Genomic DNA, 21638 nt, shown 5'->3' with positions numbered 1-21638 from the left:
GATCATTTCCTGTGTAATAAGCTGCCGAGCAAATCGGGTGTGATATTCAACTGGCCAATTTTTCCAGAGTTAGTCGCGAGGCTTTTGAACGCTTGGGCGATAACTAATTCTGGGTCGGTGCCACTGGTAGCAATGGCCTCAAACAACTTTGGATCGATTTTATTTAAGGCCTCCATCATTTTTTCGATGCCGTAGGCTTTGGCTTCGCCCTGCTTGCGTTCATTGGCGGTTGCCAGATCAACAAGCTCCTGGCGCTTCGCTTCCAACGCTACCTGTGCTTCCATATCTTCTTTGTGAATTAGGCGTTCTTTTTCTTTTACCGCGCGATCTGCTTCTACTTGGTTTTCGCGCAACTCACGTTTCTTTGCTTCTACCGCCAGCTCGGTACGCAGTTCGTTTTCTTTGATAGCGCGTTCCTGTTCAATGGCGGCGTTGCGACGAGCATAGGTTGCTTCGTCAGCTTCTTTTAGCAACGCCTCGCGGACTGAAGCTTCCAGTGCGCGTGAGGTTTCTGGTGCAGGACGAATTGCTTGAATGGCTAAGTCGACCACCTCAATACCCAAATTCATTAAAACATCTGATGTTTTAAGTTGCTCGCGTACACTTGTTACCAGCGCGCGTGAAGCTGTGAGTGCTTTACGCAAAGGTAATTGTTGTATTTCGGCGCGCATTAATACCTGTACCAAATTTAATATCCGATTAGGTAGTTTTTCTGGGTCATTCGCACTGTAATCTTTGGCATTGTCGGCCAATGCAAAGTTCATCATACCCGCAAGTTTTGGCGCGGCTGCAATTCGAAAAACTAACTGTCCTTGAATTGTCATTTCCTGAAAGTCTGCGGTTGTTTCTTTTAGCATGAAAGGCACATCCTGGCTCGCCATAGGAATGGCAACCAAAGAAGTAGATGGTGCAAAGTAAAAAAATGATAATCCGAGACCTTGACGCTTAATTTTCCCCTTGTGGTACTGCACCACAAAAGTGGTGGGGCTTGCTTTAAAATATCCGATATTGAACATGGTAAAACTCCTTGGTTAAGCAACATTTTTTTGGGGTTGACCAAGTGCTTGGTTGCGTACTTGGTCAAGTGTGTACTCAGTAATCAATTTGCCATTTCTGAATACGGTCACTAATTCATTGGCGGCCGGGTTAGCACTATCGCGCGTAACCGTTTGGAATTGACCATTCACTTTAGTTAAAGCCAAGCGGCCTTTTTTAGAACGCTTGGCCTGATCGGTAATTGGATCCTTGTACACATCTTTCCATGCACCATTGATGCAAATGGCAGACGCTTTCATCGCAAATTTTTGCGTATCGCGATTTACTTTTTGCAATAACTCACCGCCCATCCCGAACGCAACATTGTCAGCGCTCAAACCGCGTTTTTTCATCTCAGCCAATATGGCTTCGATAGAGGTGGCACAAACACCATCGCCTTGAATCAAACGCACACAAGTGGGCAACACTTTGTAGCCTTTAGCGTTAATTGTGTAACCGAACTTTGCCATTAAATGTTCAATCGCTTCGGGTACAACTTCTACGGGTTCGCCAGAATCCGGACGAACCACCAAGGTGCCCCCCATGGCTTCCACTTGCGCTTTCAACTCGCCGCCCCAGAGGTTATCAATCGCATTCCAGATGTCGTAAGAATCACTGACTACGGCCACCAATTTATTCTTGCCGCCAAATTGCTTGAGCATATTGGCGTAAGCAGCGGTTTCTCCTTCACGGCCCCAGCTGGTGATAGTGCTGTGTTCGGCTGCAGGGATAGAGAAGCCAGCCATATCTGCACCGTAAAAACGACGCGCTGCCACCAAGGCAGAAAAGTTATCGGTACCCATGAAGCTGACTAAGTGTGCCAAGCCGCCAATCGCAGTGGTTTCTTCTGAACTTGCTCCACGTGCACCAAAGTCGTGGAGCTTGAATGGCAAGCCGTTGAGGTTATCGGCGGTTTCGTCCAGGTAACGGGCAATGATGTTTTGGCAAGCTTTAGAAACGGTCGCCACGGTGGTTGGATACCAAACAGCGCGCAACAGCGCGGTTTCGATATAGCTGGTCAACCAGGCACACGCTGGGTCGGTATTGATTACTTGTACCAAGACATTACCCGTTGGAACCTCAGTACCTTCTGGTACCGCTTCGATTTCCAACGGCAGGTAGCCATTGTGAACAGTCAGGATGTGCATCCAACCTTCACGGTTAAAAGGTACGCCGTGAGCAGCGCAGATCATTTCTGCCTCATCGATATCCGCCAGGATTATAGGCTTGGTCAAGTATTGCTTGATAAACATCTGCAAACCAAAAAACACAGTAGAAGCGTGTACGCCGCCGCGAGATTCGATATAGCTAGAGACAAATTCAGCCCCTTGTGGGTACTGAACAAAGTGAGAGGTTTTGTAAGAGTCGGTATTCAGAATTAGGTTTTGCATGATGGAAATCCTCCAGTCATCGGGGTTAAGCGCAGGTCTATCCAGCGCTGTTAGGGTATTCATTTAGATTATCTGGACGCAGTTCCTGCGCCCATGGATATATAGTGGCAAATAGACACTATTGTGTCAACATATTTATAGGCTATTTGCCACCATAAGGATTTTTAGGTCTTTTCTTTAACAAATGCTATGAAATCTCTCATCATTGCATTTTTATAGTTGTTAGTTAGGTACTTTTGTACGCTCTCTCGAAAATCAGGCGCAATTTTATAAAATGTTGCCACAACTTTTTCCGACTTTACGATCACATAATTTCCTGCAATTAATCGATTAAAGTTTTTTCTTTCAAGACCTGGGCAGCAATTGCTGAATTTAATATGGTCCTCTTTTACATCAATAAAAACTTGATTTCTAACAAAGCAGTGAAGAAACTTCTTTATATTATCTTCAATATAACTCTCATCTTCTTTACCTTTGAATTTGATAAAATTAAAGAAACCTCTCAAATCTCCCACTTCGCAAGTGTGGTCTAAATTTTCTGGCTTTAAATCAGCCGATTTAATTCCTTGATCGTTACATACGTCAAATTTACAATAGATGAATTTTGAGTTTCCAAATTTACACTTTAGAAAATTTTTGTAATCGGTAAATGTTGAATCTGATATTTGTAAAAATCTAGACAAATCAATTGCAGGAATTTCACCTCGAATATGAATGTCGCTAATAGATTTTAAGCTTTCATCATATGATGGATATATCTCACAAAGTAATTCAGCTCTTGATTCTAAAGAGGTGGGAATTAAAGAATCGAAGCAAATAGCTGTTATACCTGATATTGACTTTTTAAAGACATCCGGCTTTTTATTTTTTAACCTACTTTTATCTTTAATTATTTTTGAAATTAATTCTCTAGAATGCTTCTTTAAAGTTTGTTTATCTTTTCCATAGAATCTTAAAATCTCTCGGTACTCATTTGACCCACTATTTAGCTTAGAAATAGATCGAAGAAATACCTCTTCTATACTTGCATTCTGCAAACTATTTATTATGTATAAAACATTAAAATACGAGGAAAGGAACCCATACCTTAATTCAATCTGATCCCCAGCAACAACAAACAGAGGGTTCGACGAAAATTTTTCACTCAACGACAATCCTCTTTCATCATAGAGGAGCTCAAGTCGTGTCTTCATTTCTAATTTTGGCCACCGCTTATTATAAGCTGCAACAAGCTCAGCTATAAATTCGATTATTTCTTTTACACTAATATCCAAATTTTGCCGTGTTTGCTCTCGCTTTAGTACAGAGTGAATTATGTGATCAGTGAAATCATTATTCGATGGATATGGCGTCGCATCCTCAAGGATAATAAGCTCTTCTTTTTTTCCTTTTTTTATACCATCCTCAACCACTGTAGCCGTAATATCAATAAAGAATGGGACGATCCTTTCTTCAGAGTCATGAAAGTCAATAGATTCAATATGATTTAAAACATCTTCTATAGTTTTTTGATTATCGGGGTATTTTTTAAACCTGCGATTTAAATAAGACTTACATGTACCCTTATCAAAACCCAAAAGCTCATATTTTTCTATCGAAAGACTATGCAATAAATCATCCGAAATAAACTGGCTGTTTCTCGTAGTTAGTAAAACCGCACTACTACCGAGCTCTTTATGAAAATTGTAAAGTGAGTGCATAAAGTTTTCTAAATTAAATCCGTCAGGAAAGATAGAAGAAAACTCATCCAACCCATCAATTATAACTATGAGATTTCCACTTAAAAACGCAATATCAAATGTGTTTTTATCGAAAAGATCAGAAAAATTGTTACTTCTAGCATACAGCTCATAGAGTTGGTAGATGGACTCGATTTTTACGCCATAACCTCCACTTTCCGAAACATATCTTTGGACAGATTCAGCTTGTATTAAAATAACACTTGATTGAAAATCGGTAGCCTTTTGGAGTTTAGAGGCTATAGATAGGCATAATGATGACTTCCCCATTCCCCCTTGCGCCACAACAAGATGTGCAGTAGAGCGAGATGGCTGGGTTCTAATTTTTTTTGCAAGAAACTCGGCGCCTGAATTTTTCTTATGCTCTGCATGACCCTCATCAAAAAAAAGAATTGTTTGATCCGTGTAGTTGGCAATCTCCTCAATTTTTAAATTATTTTTAAATCCATCATCAATGCAAAATTGCCAAATATACTCTTTATAGGTGTATGTCTTAATATTTATACTAAGATTGTTTAGCTTGAGAACACTTTCAATTAGTGCATCATCTCCAGATTTTGGCCTAAGAATTGTAATGAATGTTATTTTCTGTAATGACAGATCTTTTATTTTGTTTGCAACATGAGTTATCGTTTGACTTATATTGATATTATCAGCCAATACCAAAAAATAATTTGGCAATGGAGATAATGTTTCCCACACCTCATACTTAATTCTGTTTTTATCTGAAAAGTCAGTAGAGTCTTTTCCAGATATCAGAGCCTTCCGCTTTACATAATTTATCTTTAAAAGCTCATCTATTTTTGTAAATTCAAATACAGTATTCCTTGGAGCTAAATTTTTCTCTGGGCGCTTATATAAGGATTTTTCCTTAAGCTGACCAATTAGCGTCTGTAATGAGGACTGATATTGATCATCACTAGTAAAGTCTATATAAAAATTACCCAACAGATAATTTGGTGTTGAGTCCTTTTCTCGTATTACCGTTATTATTTTTGTTTTACCGCTCTCTTGTAGCTGTTTCCAGTGCATGGCAGTTGTCATAAAAGTTTCAATACCAACGCCACCATTTCTATCATCTGCTTTTTCTTTATATTTATTTGTAGCGATAACAATTACATAATCAGTTTTAAATACGCCATCTTCCATGTATTTATTTTTATCAATAAGAGAGTCCAAATCATAGCCATCCCATTTGACGTGAAATCCTGGAATCACCTCCAAATCATCAGCCACTTTTTTTACCCATAACCTATGATTTTCATCATCCCAGCTATATGAGATGAATATATTTTTAATGTTACTCATAGCTTCCTATTTATCCATAATTAAAATATGACACGAATATTTTTTTAGATTTATTAAACTGCACCTAACAAATCTTGAATAATAAAATAGTGATCTTCAAACATTTGCTGCGGATCCAACTCACTCAACGGAACCCATTTTGCGGTTTTTGCATCATCACCGCCTTTGACTTTAGGCAATTCCACATTCGGTTCCAGCTCAATGTAAAACGCATGGGTGATAGTGCGGCCGCGCGCTGATCTGTGGGGATCGTCGTAGACCTGGCTACGTTTTATTGAGCCTTTCAATACCGGTGCAGGCACTTTCAATTTGGTTTCTTCACGCAGCTCACGCAAACAGGCATCTTGCAATCGCTCGCCTTGATCCACAAATCCGCCCGGTAACGCCCACAAACCTTTGCCCGGATTAGCGCGGCGCTCAATCAATAACACGTGACCTGATTGCACTACGACAGAATCAACAGTGACAAACGTTGGAGCATAAGGCGCCGCTTTCCAGGCTTCCTGATATTTTTTGATAAACAGAATTTCATCGCGCACTTGTTGATAGCCGTCATTCTTGGCGGCAAATTCAATCAAATATTTAGCTGCGACAGCTGGCAATACTTCTGTGTTTACCATGCTATTAATAACTTGCAGGGCATCACCAATAAAATATCCCTCGCGCACAGGCGTTGCGCTGATTGCGCGATGATTTTCAATACTGATACTGTGCCATTGAGGAAACAAATTCAGGTAAAACCCAGTTTGATCCTTCTTATGGCCGATCAATGCAATTTTCGCTAAGCGATGGGGAGTTACGTGATGCGCAGTTACCAATCCATTCACTGTCGATTGTACGTTTCGAACCCATATTTCATCGTTGTAGGGCACATCCATTAACGGCAAACATAAAAGCCTGTTATTTTCTTCTGCACTCAAACAAGCACGCACCATTTCTTCGCGCTCTTGATGAGTCCAGGGATTGCGCGTGTTGCGCGGCTGCCATGCAGAACCAATTAACAAAATTAATTTATCGGCTTGCTTTAAGCCCTCCTGAACTACTTTCAGGTGACCTGTGTGAAATGGTTGGAAGCGACCAATAAATACGGTGAAATCAAATGGACGTGTCATATCGCAAGACCCTTGCTGATGTGGATGACCAAAAGTCTTTCTTCTGGTCTTTAATTTATTCATGCTCCAATCATAGTTTTCTTGCTATGACCAAGCGGCAGGCTTATTATTGGCCTATTGCCACTTAATAGGCAACCCCTTTTCCTGTTTTTTTATTCGGACATCTAAAACGGCTATGTTTACTACCGAAAAAGAATACCTGAAGCATTACAACGTCCATGACTATGACGTACCTCTAGTGTCAGTGGATATCGCCATATTCACCTTGCTGGATGGAAAACTTCATATTTTGCTGGTAGAACGTGGCGATTTCCCCCAAAAAGGCCGATGGTCACTGCCCGGTGGGTTTATTAATCAGCAGCAGGACAAAGACTTGCATGCAACGGCGTTACGTAAGCTCACGGAGAAAACTGGCGTAAAAACACCGCACCTTGAACAGGTGGCCACCATTGGGAATGCGAAGCGCGATCCACGAGGATGGGCGGTGACTGCTTTATTTATGGGTTTAATTCCCTATGCACCTACAGCAGATTTTATTGAAACTGTCGCCGACGCACGTTGGTGGCCCTACGAAGTCGCGGCTAAACAGCACCTTGCTTTTGACCATGTTGAGCTAATCACTCAGGCCCGAGAAAGGCTGCGGGTAAAAAGTGGATACACAGTTTTGCCAGTGTATGTATTGAATGCTCCTTTTACGCTAACTCAGCTTCAGCAGGCATTTGAGGAGTTGTTGGGCACTGATATTGAAAAAAAATCTTTTCGTCGTCGTATGCAAGCTGCTGATTTATTAGAGGAAGTGGGTGAAGGTTTGCCAGAGGGAGGGCGCGGTCGTATTGCGGTACTTTATCGCCCTAAAAAAGGCAGTGAAGAGCATGCGTTTCTACGTGCTTTTGGTGGCGGAGAGGAGAGCTAATTATAGCTTGCGCCCAGCGCACAATTTGTCGAGACATTACAGATGAGTCCGAGCAGGGAAAAGTTAAAAAAATTATTATTTGGCTTAGAGCGAAAGTAGTACTTAAAAAAAGAAGCCGATGGTGTATACCATCGGCTTCTTCCTCGATTGAATTGCTGTTGTATTTCCGCCTTTATTTACGATAGTTGTCTAGCCGCATTCCTGTCTCGCCAATGCCGTCCGCCACAAAACGCGCAAGATTGCGTGCGCCGTTTTCCTGGAAATGTGTTCCATCGACCGAACCATCCGCGCGCAACAAAAAGAAATTTTCCGGCGTGGGAGCAGGGCAAATTCCCGTTAAGTACTGCACCGTTTTCTGATTCAAATCAATAAGTGGAACACCCTCTGCTGCGGCCAGCTCGCGCATGGCTTGTGCCCAAGCTCCAGTGCCATTGCCGCCCGTGCAATAGGCCGAGTTGCGCGGGGTCGGGGTGACCAGCGCCACATTGATTCCACGTGCACGTGCACCGGTTATGTATTGCTTTAGGTAGCTTTTGAAATCCGTATTGGGGTCGAGGTAATAGGGAATGGTTTGTCCGTTGAGGGTGTAGGTTGCAGTTTTATGCCCATCATTGGTACCAAACTGAACCAGCAAATAATCACCTGCTTTAGCGGCTCCCCAAATGGAATCGAGGTAGCCTTCATCAATAAAACGACGCGCGCTACGGCCGCCTACGGCGTAATTATGAATAACGACGTTGGACATGTATTGCTGCTGCAACATTTGCCCCCAGCCAGCCTGATCCGTGGTGCTTGCCGTGTCGGTATAACTTTGCACGATGGAGTCGCCGGCCAGATACACGTTGACGGGCGCTGTAGTATTCGTGCTGCGCAGGTGCTGAGCTAGGGGAAGATTTAGGTCCCGCACGCCTTGTACAACCAGATTGCCAATGTCTTTGGCTCCGCCTGCATCAAAATGCGTATGGTCATCACAGAAGAAGGCACCAACAGCGCCACCGGTACTGGCTCCGACATCACCACCCGCAACGGGACAGAAGCCGCGCTGGTTATATAACTGAATACTGCGTTGGTGCAGGTCGATGACCGGGACATTAAGACGCGCGCCCAGATTATTGGTTTCTGATAAAAACCCGCGGGATGCTACAGCGGTATTACCTGAACAACGGATTGCCGATACTGGCGTAATGAAGATGGGTGTTGCGCCGCGCGCGCGCGCTGCTTCTGCCATCATTTGGTATTCCTGCATGAACGCAGTAGAACCTACATGCCGTGGACAGGCCGTATCGCCGTCATTAATCCCGAATTGGATGAACAAATAATCGCCGCGTTTCATGCCCGAAAGCATTGTCTGCCAACGGCTTTGCACGACGGGTTTGCCGCTGGAGTCGGTGGTTAAGGTGCATTCCCCATCACCGCCAAGAGTGGATTTAACATCGTAAAGCCAGGTGCGCACACTGCGCCCGGCAATTGCTAAGTTTTCCACGCTAACGTTGCTGTTGAAGTAACTGGCGAGGTCGCGACCCCACCCGTATGGACAAGCTGAGCCACCATTTGCCACTGTGGAGTCGCCTGCTATCCAAAGGGTAATGGGGCCGTTGGTATCGCCACCGCTGGTATTGCCACACATACCTGCTGTAGGACGGTTGCCGGTGATAGCCACACTATCAATATTTGCCAACCCAGCAGCCCCAGTGGCTTGCAGCCGGAGCAGGTTATTACCTTGGTTCAGGTAGATTATTGCGGAGTTAGTGTCGGCCCAGGTAGTGAAAGCGCCGGTGGCACCGAATGCAATACTGGTCGGACTCCCGCCGTTGACCAGTAAATTTGCTGGGCGTGCAGCAGCACCGTTGGCAAAGCGGAATTGAACCTGATAGTTGCCACTGGCAGGAACCGTAACGGCGTAATCAATACCCTTGCCTTCGACGTTGTCCGAGTTAGCAAATCCTGCACCACGAAAACCCGTGTGGTTGCTGTCTATGGTTCCTTCTACTTGACAGAAACCGGCCGTATTTTCCTCGAGGGTGAAAGTCGTATTAGTTGTGCCAATGGAGGCGCTGGATTTGCTAGAAGCTAGGCTGGACTTGCTGGAACTCAGCCTCAAGCTCGAAGCGGGGCGGCTTGATGCTGGACTGCTCGATAGCGGCGCTGGAGTTGACGAGGCACTTTCACCCTCAGCCGTACAGCCCACAATAGTCGCTGTCGAATTATCACCATTACCCTGAACCCCAAAACGTTGCGAAGCACCCGGCGCAATTTTGCCATTCCAATCCACATGGCGGCCAGTATAAGGATTGCTGCCTGATATCGTCGTATTCCAGGACGAGGTCACCGTGGAGCCGCCATTTTGTTGCCATTGAACCTGCCAGCCAGTGACGGCTTCAGTGCCGTTGTTGGTCACGGTGATATCGGCGGTAAAGCCACTGCCCCAATCATTATTGACGTTATACGTGCATTGCAATGCAAACGCCTCTGACGGCAGTATCAGGCTAGCCAACAGCAAGGAGCCACATTTCACGCTAGGCGCACGCCTGAGCGCTGCTGAGAAAGATGTATTTGAGTAAATCGTCCACCTCAATTGGTGCAAGAGTTTAGGAATAGCGGTAATAAAACAGGCTGTGAGTGACATAGATAAATCCTTAATTATTGTGTTGGATTTGGCTCTTAATGGGGCGCTGAAGCAACCGATAATGCGATATCTACAGGCGCCGCCAGTCGAGCGTCAGACTATTATTAATTTAATCAAGCACTGCGGAATGGGTGGATTAAAGCGCAGGGCTTATACCGTTCGCGAGACATTACCAATTGTTAAATGGCTAACCAGAAGCGCCGTATGCGACTAGCGTAGCTACGGGGTGTGAGAGGACGGAGGCCGTGTGGCCTCCTCCTTGATTTTTACAGTGTTATTGATGGTTAGCGCTTAGTTACAGGCAGCGCCGCTAATAGTTGGTGTTTCTGCGGTACCTGAGTGGGTGCCTTGGAAACCGAACTCTACGGCTTGGCCCGGTTGAATGGTGCCATTCCAGCCTATATCAGTGGCGCTGTAGGGGTTGCTGCCACTGACGGCGGCATTCCAGCTGCTGGTGATGCGGGTGTTGCCGCTGTATTTCCAGCTGATGTTCCAGCCATTGATCGGGCTGGTGCCATTGTTCGCAATACGAATAGCGCCGGTAAAACCTGAGCCCCAGTTGTTGCTGATGACGTAGGTGCATTTACCGCCACCGCTTGCCGCTTGTGAACTGGCTGCGACCGAACTTGGTGCGATTGAGCTAGCAGGTTTGGAGCTGGCGGCTATAGAGCTGGCTGGTGTAGAACTCGGTGCGGTCGAGCTTGGGGCTATAGAACTGGGCGCAACAGAACTCGCGGGCTTGGAGCTCGCAGGTGTTGAGCTGGGCGTCACTGAGCTAGTCGTACCGCCGACGACACCGTAGGGGGCGGGTTGGCTAGTGCAATCACTGCGCGACACACAGCTTTGGCTGTTTTCCCAGCCCCAGCCGCTATTGGTGTTAGCGCAGACAGGGTAGAACGTGCCGTACCAGTTGCACTGGCTGCCTGTTGTACCCGCTTGGCTTGATGCCGGTGTGCTAGAAGCTGGCGCACTGGATGCAGGGCTACTGGATTTAGGTGTGCTCGACGCGGGTGCCGAAGAGGCACCGCCAAGGGTAGTGGCGGTAAAGGTGTTGGAGTTGTGCCACTCATTGTCGGTAGTGCGGTACTTCACCCAAAATGAATAGCTTGTGCCACTGCTTAAGCCCGTTGCGGTGTAGCTGCGATCGCTGGTGGAGAGTGAGTCTAAGCGCACGCGGCCAGCGGGGTCGGTATCGGTATCGTAGTAAATTTCCTGCGCATTAATGTCGCCCGTGAGTGACCAGCTTAGTACCACTTGGTTGCTGCTCGCGCTGCCACCCAATACGGCATTGGCGGTTGCTGGCGCTGAACTTGCCACTGCGCTACTTGAAGACGCTTGAGCGGTGCCGTTGGGATTGGTGCCCACAAAGTTGAGACTCGGTGCGGGTGGTGTCGCCATGCCATCGCCCAAGAAAAAGCTGGGGTGCGGCGGTTGGTTGTAGGCGACGTTTTGCCAGGCGATAGCTTCGCGGTACTGAATATCGTGCATCAGGGTGCGCAGCTTGTGCGTGGTTTCGATATTAGTGGTGAAAATCATCAACTGATTGTTGTTGCTGTTGCGCAACACCACTTCTTCGCGCCAGTCACCAAACAAGTCCGCCAGTAGGTTTGGCGTGGCCTTGGTACCGTTGTTGGTACCAGCGCCGACTTGGTAGCCGGTTAGTAAACGCTGGGTTTTGCTGTTGGCATAGTCCCATTTTTCAATCATGGTGCTGTTGAATTGCTCGCGCAGGAAATCGCCGTCCCACCAGATGCCGAAGTTGACCGAGGCCGGGCGAGTGCTGGTGATTTGCTGGCCCTTAGCTGAGTGGACGCCGCTGGAGGTAGACCAACTTTCGCTGCCGGGGTAGCGCGGGTCAATATCCATGGTCACACCGCGACCCACATCGCCGGTAACGCCGGGGACATTCCACAGTATTTGACCGGTTTTAGCATCGTGCATTTCTACGCCGTTTGCGCCGTAGCTGCTGGGGCTTTCATGCACCATAAATACTTCTAAACCGGGGCGGCTGGGATCGAGATCGCCTAGATGCAAGGCATCACCGTGGCCCAGTTTGGTGGAGTAGAGACCGCTGCCGTTGTCATCAATGACCGCTGCGCCAAACACAATTTCATCTTTGCCGTCGGCATCCACATCGCCCACGGTAAGGCTGTGCGCGCCCTGACCAGCGTAGGCACTGTTGCCTGAGGAGGTGCTGTCAAAGGTCCAGCGGCGGGTGAGTTTGCCGTTGCGCCAGTCCCATGCGACGACGACGGCGCGGGTGTAGTAACCACGGCTCATAATCAAGCTGGGGCGGCTGCCATCCACATAGGCGATACCGGCCAAAAAGCGGTCGACGCGATTGCCATAATTGTCGCCCCAAGAGCTAACGGTGCCGCGTGCCGGTACATAGTCGGTAGTGGCCATGGCCGCGCCGGTTTGACCGTTAAACACCGTGAGAAACTCGGGGCCGGAGAGCACATAACCATTGCTCGCACGATAGTCGGCACTGCTGCTGCCAATCACCGTTCCATTGCCATCGCGGGTGCCATCGGCGGTTTTCAGGGCGACTTCGGCTTTGCCGTCACCGTCTAGGTCGTAGACCATGAATTGGGTGTAGTGAGCGCCCGCGCGAATGTTGCGGCCTAAATCGATACGCCACAGTTGGGTACCGTTCATACGGTAGGCATCGATGTAGACATTGCCGGTATAGCCGCTTTGGGAGTTGTCTTTGGAGTTGGACGGGTCCCACTTAACGATTAATTCATACTGACCATCGCCATCCAAATCGCCCGTGCTCACGTCATTTGGCGAATAGCTATAGGCTTCGCCTGCGGGAGTGGTGCCGTCAGCGGGCCGCTGCAAGTTCACGACTTTGTAGGTATCAGACCAAGTGGCATTGGCCGCGTTGGCGGGCTGTTCTACACCATTGATAATAGGGCGAACGGTATAGGCTGCACTGGTGGTGCCGCTGGCATCAAAGTAGTTGGTGCTGTTGGTGATGGGCGCTGAATTGAGCTTGGTGTTATTGCGGTAGACGTTAAAGCTGATGTTATTGGCATCGTCGCCGAGCATGCGCCAACCGATATAAATACCGGAGCCAGACGGCAGCGCCACTACGCCGCGGTCTAAATATTCCGCTTGGCGGGCAGCTTCGGCGCTGCTAAAGCCGAGGCTGGCGCAGCTGAGTAAGAGCAGCGAGCTGACGAATTTAGTACTGGGTACTTTACGGCTGGTAACCCAGTGCCGCAAGCTCTGCCCTGTTAGGCAAGTCAGTGAGGGGAGTATTTTCATGTTGTGACCTTTAATTATTGATTATTAGGCGAGTCAATTGGCTGGCGGTACTGCGGTCATTGGCAATTGAAAGATATATCCTATATAAATCCTATTTTGATTCAACTGTGAAATACTTTTTATGAGTAATCTGTACACCTAAATACCTTTTTTTCGGGTTTTGATGGGTGTAAGGCTATTTTTAACGACAATAATAATGTTACGGATTTCGCTTATGAGCATTCGCTTGTTGCAGCACCTTGTTGTACGCCCATTCTTTGGGCTGTGCGTTGTACTTTTTTTTAGCCACAGCGCGGTGGCGCACGAACCTTTTGAAATTACCACTACGGCCAAAATTCTGCCTGACAGCATTAGCCTTAAGTTGCTCATTACCGATGCCACCGCCAGCAAAATTTGCTGGGGCAATGACAGCGACAAGAGTCTCTCGGCCACTTCGCTGCAAGAGGATCAAGCGCACTGGCAGGCCTGCGCCCATGAATTATTTATTGTGGAAGAGGCCGGCCAGCGGCGCGCGGCGACCGCATTGATTATGAGTCTCAGCCCAGAAAATGATTGGGAGGTGAGTTTGGTTTACCCTCCCAGCGCGACAGGTCAGCTGCGTTTTACCGCGCAGCATTTGTTAAAGCTCGATGACAGCAGCTACGGCGCGACCTTTACCGCGACTACGGCAGAGCGCTTTTTAGTGCAGCAGTTATTGTTGGCGGAAAATCCCACCTTGGATATTCAACTTGAACAAGCGCCGGTGCAGACTCGCTTTAGCGAATATGTACATTTGGGCATAGAACATATTCTGAGCGGCTACGACCATCTATTGTTCCTTGCCGGTTTGCTGTTGGTCTGTCGCAGCTTGCGCGCTTGCGTGTTGATTATTACAGCCTTTACCTTGGCCCACTCGCTCACGCTTCTCTTGGCGGCGAGCGGTGTTATCACCCTTGCCAGCCGTTGGGCGGAGTTGGCCATAGCGGCCACTATTGTGTTTGTCGGCGTGGAAAACCTGTGGCTTTGGCGCCGTGGGGCGGCTCCGCGCTGGCGCTGGCAGCTGAGTTTTGGGTTTGGTTTGATTCACGGTTTGGGTTTTGCGGGGGCACTGCAGGCCTCGGGTTTAAGCGCGAGTGGCTGGGCGCTGGTGCCGCCTTTATTTGGTTTTAATCTGGGGGTGGAGCTGGGGCAGCTCGCGCTGGCGTTGATTTTTTTACCGCTGTTATTTTGGTTAAAAAAATGGCCCAAGCTGCGTTTGCTTGAGCCATTGTTGTCTTGCCTTGTGTTGTTGATGGGCGCCTTTTGGCTGTGGCAGCGCTTGCTCTAGCCAGCAGGTTTTCAGCAGCTTCGCTTAGGTTGCGATAGGCGTGGTCCAGCGCTCTAACAATTTCGCTTGCGAATCTATAGCGTCGTCTTCGCCCGGTTGTGTCGGTAGATAGCTGCCATCCGCCTGTAATAACCACGCATGGGTATTATCAGACAGGTAGAGATGCATATCTTCAAGGATGCGGTCGCGAATTTTCTTGTGCTTGATGGGGAAGCAGGTTTCCACGCGGTGAAACATATTGCGGCTCATCCAATCGGCACTGGAACAGTACAGCTCTGGGTTGCCGCCGTTTTCAAAGTAAAATACGCGATGGTGTTCCAAAAAGCGGCCTATGACGGAGCGCACGCGAATATTTTCCGATAGCCCTTCCACCCCAGGGCGCAGCTGGCACACACCGCGCACAATCAAATCAATTTGCACGCCCGCTTGCGAAGCGGCATAGAGTTCATTCACCAGCTCTTCGTCGTAGAGCGAGTTCATTTTGGCAATAATGCGCGCGGTCTTGCCCTGTTCGGCATTTTCTTTTTCGGTGCGAATGCGGCGAATCATACCTTTGTGCAGAGTGAAGGGGGCGTAGAGCAAGGCATCCATTTTGGATGCTTTGCCCATGCTCGAAAGCTGCAAAAAGATGCGATAGACATCATCGCCTATTTCTTTGTCGCTGGTGAGCAAGCCGTAGTCGGTGTAAATCTTACTGGTGCGCAGGTGGTAGTTACCGGTGCCGAGATGCACGTAGTAGCGCAGCCCCGCCACTTCGCGGCGCGCAACCAAAATCATTTTGGAGTGGGTTTTAAAACCCACCACTCCGTAAATAACGTGAATGCCATAGCGTTGTAAACGCTCGGCGAGGGCGACGTTTTGCTCTTCGTCAAAGCGCGCGCGCAGCTCCACAATACAGGTGACTTCTTTACCCGCTTTGGCAGCGGCGACCAGTGCGTCCACAATCGGTGAGTTGGAGCCAGTGCGATAGAGGGTTTGTTTTATCGCCAGCACCTGCGGGTCAGCGGCAGCCTCGCGCAGAAAATCCACCACACATTGAAAGGAGTCAAAGGGGTGATGCAGCAAAATATCCTGCTTTTGCAGCACCTCTAAGTAGGAATTGCTGCGTTTGGGCAGCTTGGGCATGGCTTGAATAAATTGGCGGAAGTAATAGTCGCTGTCTTTGATCAAATCAAACAGATCGCCAAAGCGATTCATATTGACTGGGCCGTTAATGCGGTAGAGGTCGCGCTCTTTAATTTCACAGCGCTGCAATAAAAACTGCTCTAGTTCCTGCGGGCAGGTGTCGGTCAGCTCTAGGCGCACTTCGTCGCCGTATTGGCGATAGGCCAGTTCACCTTGTACTGCGCGCAGCAGGTCGTCGGTTTCCTCTTCATCGAGGAAAATATCGGAGTTGCGGGTCAGGCGGAATTGATAGCACTCCATCACCTGCATGCCGACAAAAATTTCGGCCATAAAATGGTGAATGATGGAAGAGACAAACACAAAGGCGCGGCTGCCATTGGCCAGTTCGCTGGGCAGCTCGATCATATGGGTGAGCGAGCGCGGTACCTGCACTATGGCGCGGCCAGAGCTGCGGCCAAAGGCGTCTTTACCGTCGAGTTTGACGATAAAGTTGAGGCTTTTGTTGAGAATACGCGGAAATGGGTGTGCGGGGTCGAGCCCAATCGGGCTGAGCACGGGCAACACATCCGATAAAAAGTAATCGTTGAGATACTGGGTTTGCGCGGGCGTCCATTCATCGCGACGCAAAATATTGATGTTGTGTTCGCGCAGTAATGGCAGTAGTTCGCTGTTGAGAATTTGGTACTGCTCGGTCACCAGCTGATGGGCGCGCACTGACACTTCGCTCAGGGTTTGGGTGGGCGTCAAGCCATCGGGCCCGCTCGCACTTGCGTTGCGCTCGAGCATTTCCACGAGCCCACCAACCCGCACCTCAAAAAACTCATCGAGGTTGGTGGCAAAAATACATAAAAAACGCAGGCGTTCGAGCAGTGGCAGCGTTTGATTGTAGGCTTGATGGAGCACGCGCTTGTTGAACTCAAGCAGGCTTAATTCGCGATTAAAATAGGCGTCTGACACCTGGGAACCCCTATGAAGCAAAGATGTTGCTGCAGATTATGGCAATTGTGTGACAGATATGTGACGGACTGGATTACATACAACACTAGCAGAGATTTGATGCGCAGGGTTGCAGTGTAGCAGCGCGCTATAGGTTGAACTGGTGCGTGAAATAAACGATGGTGCCGGTTAACAGTGCGCGGTCACCCCCTGCGCAGCAGAGAGTGACCTTGTCTTCAGCGCTTAGTTACACTTGTAAACGTCGAAGCTCTGACGGCCTTCTTTGATCAAGCTTACGGGCACTATAGTGTCACCGCCAAATTGAACAGCTTCGTTGCGCGCCATATTGGTCAACTCAGTGGCTACTTTGTTTGGGTCGCGTTTCATGGAACCTACAAAGTTGTCTTTCACTTTGACGTTCACATTGCGCATTTTTTGGCAGTTTTGCACATTGGCCATGTTGGCAACGGCAATGCTGCTGCCTTCTTCGTTAACTTTCACCCAAGTACAGGCACTGGATAGGCTGGCAATAGCGATGGCTAAAACGGCAATTTTTTTCATAGAAAGCTCCTCGAAGTGTGAGAAAAAAGCGGGGGTATGGATAGCGTCGCTACACTAATGCTAAGCGTGGTCGCTTGCAAGCTGCGACTGTTCAGGTGGGCGATATATTTACAGGGCGAATTAGACTTTGGCATTGGCAGCGCAGCAAGGTATCGTAGGGCGCTGGCTCGCGCCGTCACCTTGCTAGGCAATAATAAATACCCGTGTGTAGGTGCGATCTTCATCTGTATGTGCCCTTGCGTCATCTAATAGGAAACCTTCATTAATAGGAGTTATGGCTATGCGCCCTACTGCGTCCCCACTCACTCGTTTGTTTCGCCCGCGCAACCTGCTGCGGTTGCTGTTGTGGCTGCTGCTTATTTCGCTGCCCTTTTTTCTCACCTTAGCGCTGGGTAAGCTTTACCAGAACTGGGACGATGACCCAGACCGCGGCGCCGTTGCTATAGACAATGGTCTGTTCGGAGAAAACTACAGCACCCCTATTTATCTCGACCAGGGTTGGAGCGAATCGGACAGCCTGTGGTACTACACCACGACTCAGGGTTCGGCGCTTATGCCTTACGATATTTTCTTGGCGCTCGAGCAGGCGGATTCAACCGAGTTATTTCGCGCAAATAACAATGTCGATAAGTTTCGCTATCTACCGCAAAAACCGACCTTTTTTAACCCCGATGGCCTGCCAGTAGGTTTCACCAAGGAGGCCTATCAGGGTATGGATTACGTTGGCTATACCTGCGCCGCCTGTCATAGCGGCCAAGTTAACTTCAAAGGCAAAGCCATTCGTATTGATGGCGGCCCTGCGATGGCCGACATGGTCGGCTTCCTCACTAATTTAGAAACTAGCATGAAGGCAACCCTCGCTGACTCGGCTAAAAATCAGCGTTTTGTGGCGCGCGTGTTAGAGCGTAACAATGACTACAGTGAAGCGGCGCAGGTTACCAGTGATCTGAAAAAATGGACAAATACTCTCGAACTTTACAATAACGTCAATCACTCCCACATTGATTACGGCTTCGCGCGTCTCGATGCATTTGGGCGTATTTATAACCGAGTGCTGGAACATGTGATCAGCCGCGCTCAAGTGCGCGATCAGTTGTTGGCAGTGGAAAAGGTCAATGAACAACCGCTCATGACCGTTGCTCAGGTCGATAAAGTGTTGGAAGGTATAAGCCCGACAATTATCGGCGATGTGCAATTTGCACTTATTATTGATCGCCTTGTCTCCAAAGAAGCGGGTTATCCAGGCTTAAGTCAAAAATCCCTGCAGAAAATTAAGCGCCGTATTTTCAATGAACCTAATGCACCTGTGAGCTACCCCTTTTTGTGGGACATAGTGCAGTCTGATTATGTGCAGTGGAATGGCTTGGCGGCCAATGCGGGCGTAGGCCCTTTGGGGCGCAATGCCGGTGAAGTGATCGGTGTTTTCGGCAAGCTCGATTGGACTGCAGAAAAAAGTGGTTGGAGTCTCTCCTCGGTATTGACCGGGCAAGAGAGCAAGAGCCACAAGATCGATTTCAAATCCTCGATTGATTTGGTCAATTTGTCGCGCTTGGAATCGCACCTCAAAACCCTCACCTCGCCGCAATGGCCGGAAGAGATTCTCGGCGCTATAGATCGCCCCAAAGCCGCGCGCGGACGTCATCTTTATGCGGAGTATTGCGAGTCTTGCCACGAGGTGATTGATCGCACCGACTGGGATCGCATAGTGGTTGCCAATATGTCGGCGCTGAATGTGGTGGGTACTGACCGCGCCATGGCAGAGAATGGTGTGAATTACTCGGGCTTTTCGGGCAACTTTAAAAATACCTATCAAAAAGAAGACGTGGGTTCGCTGATTATTAAAGACCGCGCGCCAGTGGTGCAGGTATTAACCGCAGCGACCATGGGCACTGTGGGTACACCCGATGCAGACAAGTGGATTTGGCGTCGCATGTTGGACTGGGTATATATGTTGGCCAAGTCTTTTTTCGACAATGATATTAAAGCCAGTGTAAAAACCGGAAATTATCAGCCGGATACTACCGCGCAGCCCTATCAATCGCTGCTATCCTACAAGGCACGCTCATTGAACGGCATTTGGGCGACAGGTCCATTCCTGCACAATGGGTCGGTGCCGAGCTTGTATGATTTGCTCTTGCCGGAAAAACGTAAAGACGATCCTGAGGCGGGTGAATATCGTCCCAGTGAATTTAAAGTGGGCAGCCGCGAGCTAGATCCGATAAAAGTCGGCTTTAAAAGTGAAGGCTATGATGGATTTACTTTCACCACCCATAGGCGTGGTGATAGGAACATGGGCCACGAATACGGTAGTATTCACGACCCCAGCTTAAAGGATGGTGAAAAGGATGCACTCACCGAGGAAGAGCGCTGGGAATTAATCGAATATATCAAAACCTTGTGATCTAAGGTCGATGCGGTTGGTTAACCACAGTCGCTCCACCGCCAAGATTACAGCGCAGAAAAGTTCTTTATAAACAATCGGTTATAAAGGCAAGCACACAATCAGAACAGCTTTAATCTAAAGCGACGGCATCAAAGGAAAGAGAGCGCCACTGAGTTGATGAAAGCATCGAGCTATAGGTTGTTCGAGGCTCAATCAATTCAGTGGCGTTGTTGTTTTTCACTAAAGGCAACCACACCCGTTAAAAGCGAGAACCTTTGCATCATCATGCGTGAAACCAGTTGTCAAACCAGCCCGGTCCCCTTTTCTGTTTTACGCGCTAAGTCTTGTCTGGGCGCTCGGTTATTGTCTTGTGTTTTATTGCTCGCCATAAGTAGTTTTGTGCACGCCCAAGAGCGACGTGTGACCGTGCCCTTGGCGCTGCCGTTTCAACAAGCGGCGCATAGTTCAGGCGAAAGTGCTTCCAGCACCGCAGCCTATGCCATTAAATCTACTACTTTCACACAATCGGTACCTATTCCGGCCGCGCCGCCAGTGACTGCACCTAGCAGTGCACCTGCAGTGCAGGCCAGTATTCAAGCCGCTAGCGCCGCCGCAAACGTAGTAGCCGCACCCGTTAAGGCCGCGAGTAAACCTGCGCCGGCAAAACCCGCAGCAGAAAAACCGGTACTGGCGGCTCAGCCCAAAGCGGTACCCGCAGCCCCGGTTAAATTGCGCAGGCCTGCGGCACCAACCCTCGCTATAAAAGCGGCCGCTTATCCTGAGGGTAATCGCGAAGCCTTTGTACGTGAATTTGAAAACTATGTGGCGCAGCAGATAGCACCCTACGTGCCGGGTGTAGCCGTAGCGATCATCTCCGAGGGCAAAATTAAATCTCTGCAGGCTTTTGGGGTAAAAACCGCAGGTACGCGCGACAAAATTACGCCCGATACGCTGTTCCGTTTAGCTTCTGTCTCCAAGACCATTGCCTCGACGACTACCGCCCTTGCGGTCGCCGAAGGCAAGTTGAGCTGGGATATGAAGATCGTCGATGAACTAAAAGAGGTGCAATTCAAAACGCCTAAATATGGCAATCAAATCACCCTACGTCACTTGATGTCGCAATCGACAGGTTTACCAACGCACACCTACAGTCACTTTATTGATGCCAATATGGCCTATGCCGAAACCGTACGCCGCCTGCGCTACGTGAATTTTGTATGCCCACCGGGCAAGTGCTACGCCTATCAAAATGTCACCTACAGCCTTGCGGGTGAACTGATTAAAAAGAAAACCGGCGGCAGCTACGAAAACTATGTCGAAAAGAAATTGTTTGATCCGCTCGGCATGACCTCGGCCTCATTCGGCTACGACAGCTTTATGGCCTCGCGCGATCGCGCCGTACCCCATGTGGCCAGTGGCAAACGCTGGGTGCCTACGTCGGTTACGGGCAATTGGTATCATGTGCCGCCTGCGGCAGGGGCCAATGCCAGCATCGCGGATATGGCGCAATTTATGTTGGGGCAATTGGGCCGTAAGCCAGATGTTCTAAGCTCGGCGCTACTCAACCAAATTCAAACGCGTGTCACCCAAAATACCCCGGCGCAAAATCACTATGGCACCCGCAAAGGTGTAGGCAATACCGCCTATGGCTTGGGTTGGCGCGTATTTGATTACGGGCGCTTTAAAAACTTTAACCATCATGGCGGCTGGGTAAAGGGCTTTCGCTCTGAGATGGTTTTTAATCGCGAGCTGCAAATTGGTATGGTGCTACTCACCAACTCTGAAACTCGCCGCGCGCGCGATGTGATTTTTAAATTTATGGATATGCACGAACGCGCGGCCGATGCGGCGCGCAAAGCCCGTTAGTTTTTTGATCAAGGTTTTTCGATTGGCACCTACTGCTTAAGCAAGGGGTTTAGTGCTGCCTTAA

The 21638-nt window shown here is 48.7% G+C and carries 12 protein-coding genes; 4 read left to right on the top strand and 8 right to left on the bottom strand.

Features of this window, described 5'->3' with window-relative positions; translation table 11 throughout:
- Positions 1–2: 2 nt before the first annotated feature.
- The 4 genes from AC0KUT_RS19840 to AC0KUT_RS19825 form a co-directional block, all read right to left on the bottom strand.
- A complete protein-coding gene (locus tag AC0KUT_RS19840; protein ID WP_488832267.1) occupies positions 3–1016 on the bottom strand; it encodes an SPFH domain-containing protein in 1014 nt (337 codons plus the stop codon).
- Positions 1017–1031: 15 nt separating this feature from the next.
- Complete coding sequence (locus tag AC0KUT_RS19835) at positions 1032–2489, bottom strand: nicotinate phosphoribosyltransferase (RefSeq protein ID WP_488832266.1); 1458 nt, start codon at positions 2487–2489, stop codon at positions 1032–1034.
- 101 nt (positions 2490–2590) lie between these two features.
- On the bottom strand, positions 2591–5473 hold the full coding sequence (locus tag AC0KUT_RS19830) for a TIR domain-containing protein (RefSeq protein WP_488832264.1): 2883 nt from the start codon (positions 5471–5473) through the stop codon (positions 2591–2593).
- 53 nt (positions 5474–5526) lie between these two features.
- On the bottom strand, positions 5527–6585 hold the full coding sequence (locus AC0KUT_RS19825; RefSeq protein WP_488832263.1) for a bifunctional nicotinamide-nucleotide adenylyltransferase/Nudix hydroxylase: 1059 nt from the start codon (positions 6583–6585) through the stop codon (positions 5527–5529).
- A 175-nt stretch (positions 6586–6760) separates the two neighbouring features.
- Here AC0KUT_RS19825 and AC0KUT_RS19820 point away from each other — a divergent pair, with 175 nt between their 5' ends.
- Positions 6761–7498 (top strand): NUDIX hydrolase, encoded by a 738-nt coding sequence (locus AC0KUT_RS19820; protein ID WP_488832261.1) that lies wholly within the window; start codon positions 6761–6763, stop codon positions 7496–7498.
- Between the two features lie 172 nt (positions 7499–7670).
- Here the strand turns inward: AC0KUT_RS19820 and AC0KUT_RS19815 are convergent, their stop codons facing one another.
- Positions 7671–10124 carry a cellulose binding domain-containing protein gene (locus AC0KUT_RS19815; RefSeq protein ID WP_488832259.1) on the bottom strand — a complete coding sequence of 818 codons (2454 nt, stop codon included), beginning with the start codon at positions 10122–10124 and terminating at the stop codon, positions 7671–7673.
- Positions 10125–10415: 291 nt separating this feature from the next.
- Positions 10416–13397 carry a rhamnogalacturonan lyase family protein gene (locus AC0KUT_RS19810; RefSeq protein ID WP_488832257.1) on the bottom strand — a complete coding sequence of 994 codons (2982 nt, stop codon included), beginning with the start codon at positions 13395–13397 and terminating at the stop codon, positions 10416–10418.
- Between the two features lie 214 nt (positions 13398–13611).
- Here AC0KUT_RS19810 and AC0KUT_RS19805 point away from each other — a divergent pair, with 214 nt between their 5' ends.
- Complete coding sequence (locus AC0KUT_RS19805) at positions 13612–14703, top strand: HupE/UreJ family protein (protein WP_488832255.1); 1092 nt, start codon at positions 13612–13614, stop codon at positions 14701–14703.
- Between the two features lie 24 nt (positions 14704–14727).
- On the opposite strand, the gene ppk1 is transcribed toward AC0KUT_RS19805, so the two are convergent.
- Positions 14728–16785 carry a polyphosphate kinase 1 gene (gene ppk1 / locus AC0KUT_RS19800; RefSeq protein ID WP_488832254.1) on the bottom strand — a complete coding sequence of 686 codons (2058 nt, stop codon included), beginning with the start codon at positions 16783–16785 and terminating at the stop codon, positions 14728–14730.
- A 222-nt stretch (positions 16786–17007) separates the two neighbouring features.
- A complete protein-coding gene (locus AC0KUT_RS19795) occupies positions 17008–17325 on the bottom strand; it encodes a DUF4156 domain-containing protein (protein WP_488832253.1) in 318 nt (105 codons plus the stop codon).
- Between the two features lie 280 nt (positions 17326–17605).
- On the opposite strand from AC0KUT_RS19795, the gene AC0KUT_RS19790 reads away from it, so the two are divergent.
- Together AC0KUT_RS19790 and AC0KUT_RS19785 are read left to right on the top strand one after the other, a co-directional pair.
- Positions 17606–19726: a di-heme-cytochrome C peroxidase gene (locus AC0KUT_RS19790; protein WP_488832252.1), complete on the top strand. Its 2121-nt coding sequence runs from the start codon at positions 17606–17608 to the stop codon at positions 19724–19726.
- Between the two features lie 267 nt (positions 19727–19993).
- Positions 19994–21574 carry a serine hydrolase domain-containing protein gene (locus AC0KUT_RS19785; RefSeq protein ID WP_488832251.1) on the top strand — a complete coding sequence of 527 codons (1581 nt, stop codon included), beginning with the start codon at positions 19994–19996 and terminating at the stop codon, positions 21572–21574.
- Positions 21575–21638: the final 64 nt, after the last annotated feature.

It is taken from the genome of Cellvibrio sp. 25HG11W-0, from assembly GCF_057815475.1.
The sequence above is the reverse complement of the archived record's forward strand: the minus strand, read 5'-3'. Positions and strand labels throughout refer to the sequence as shown.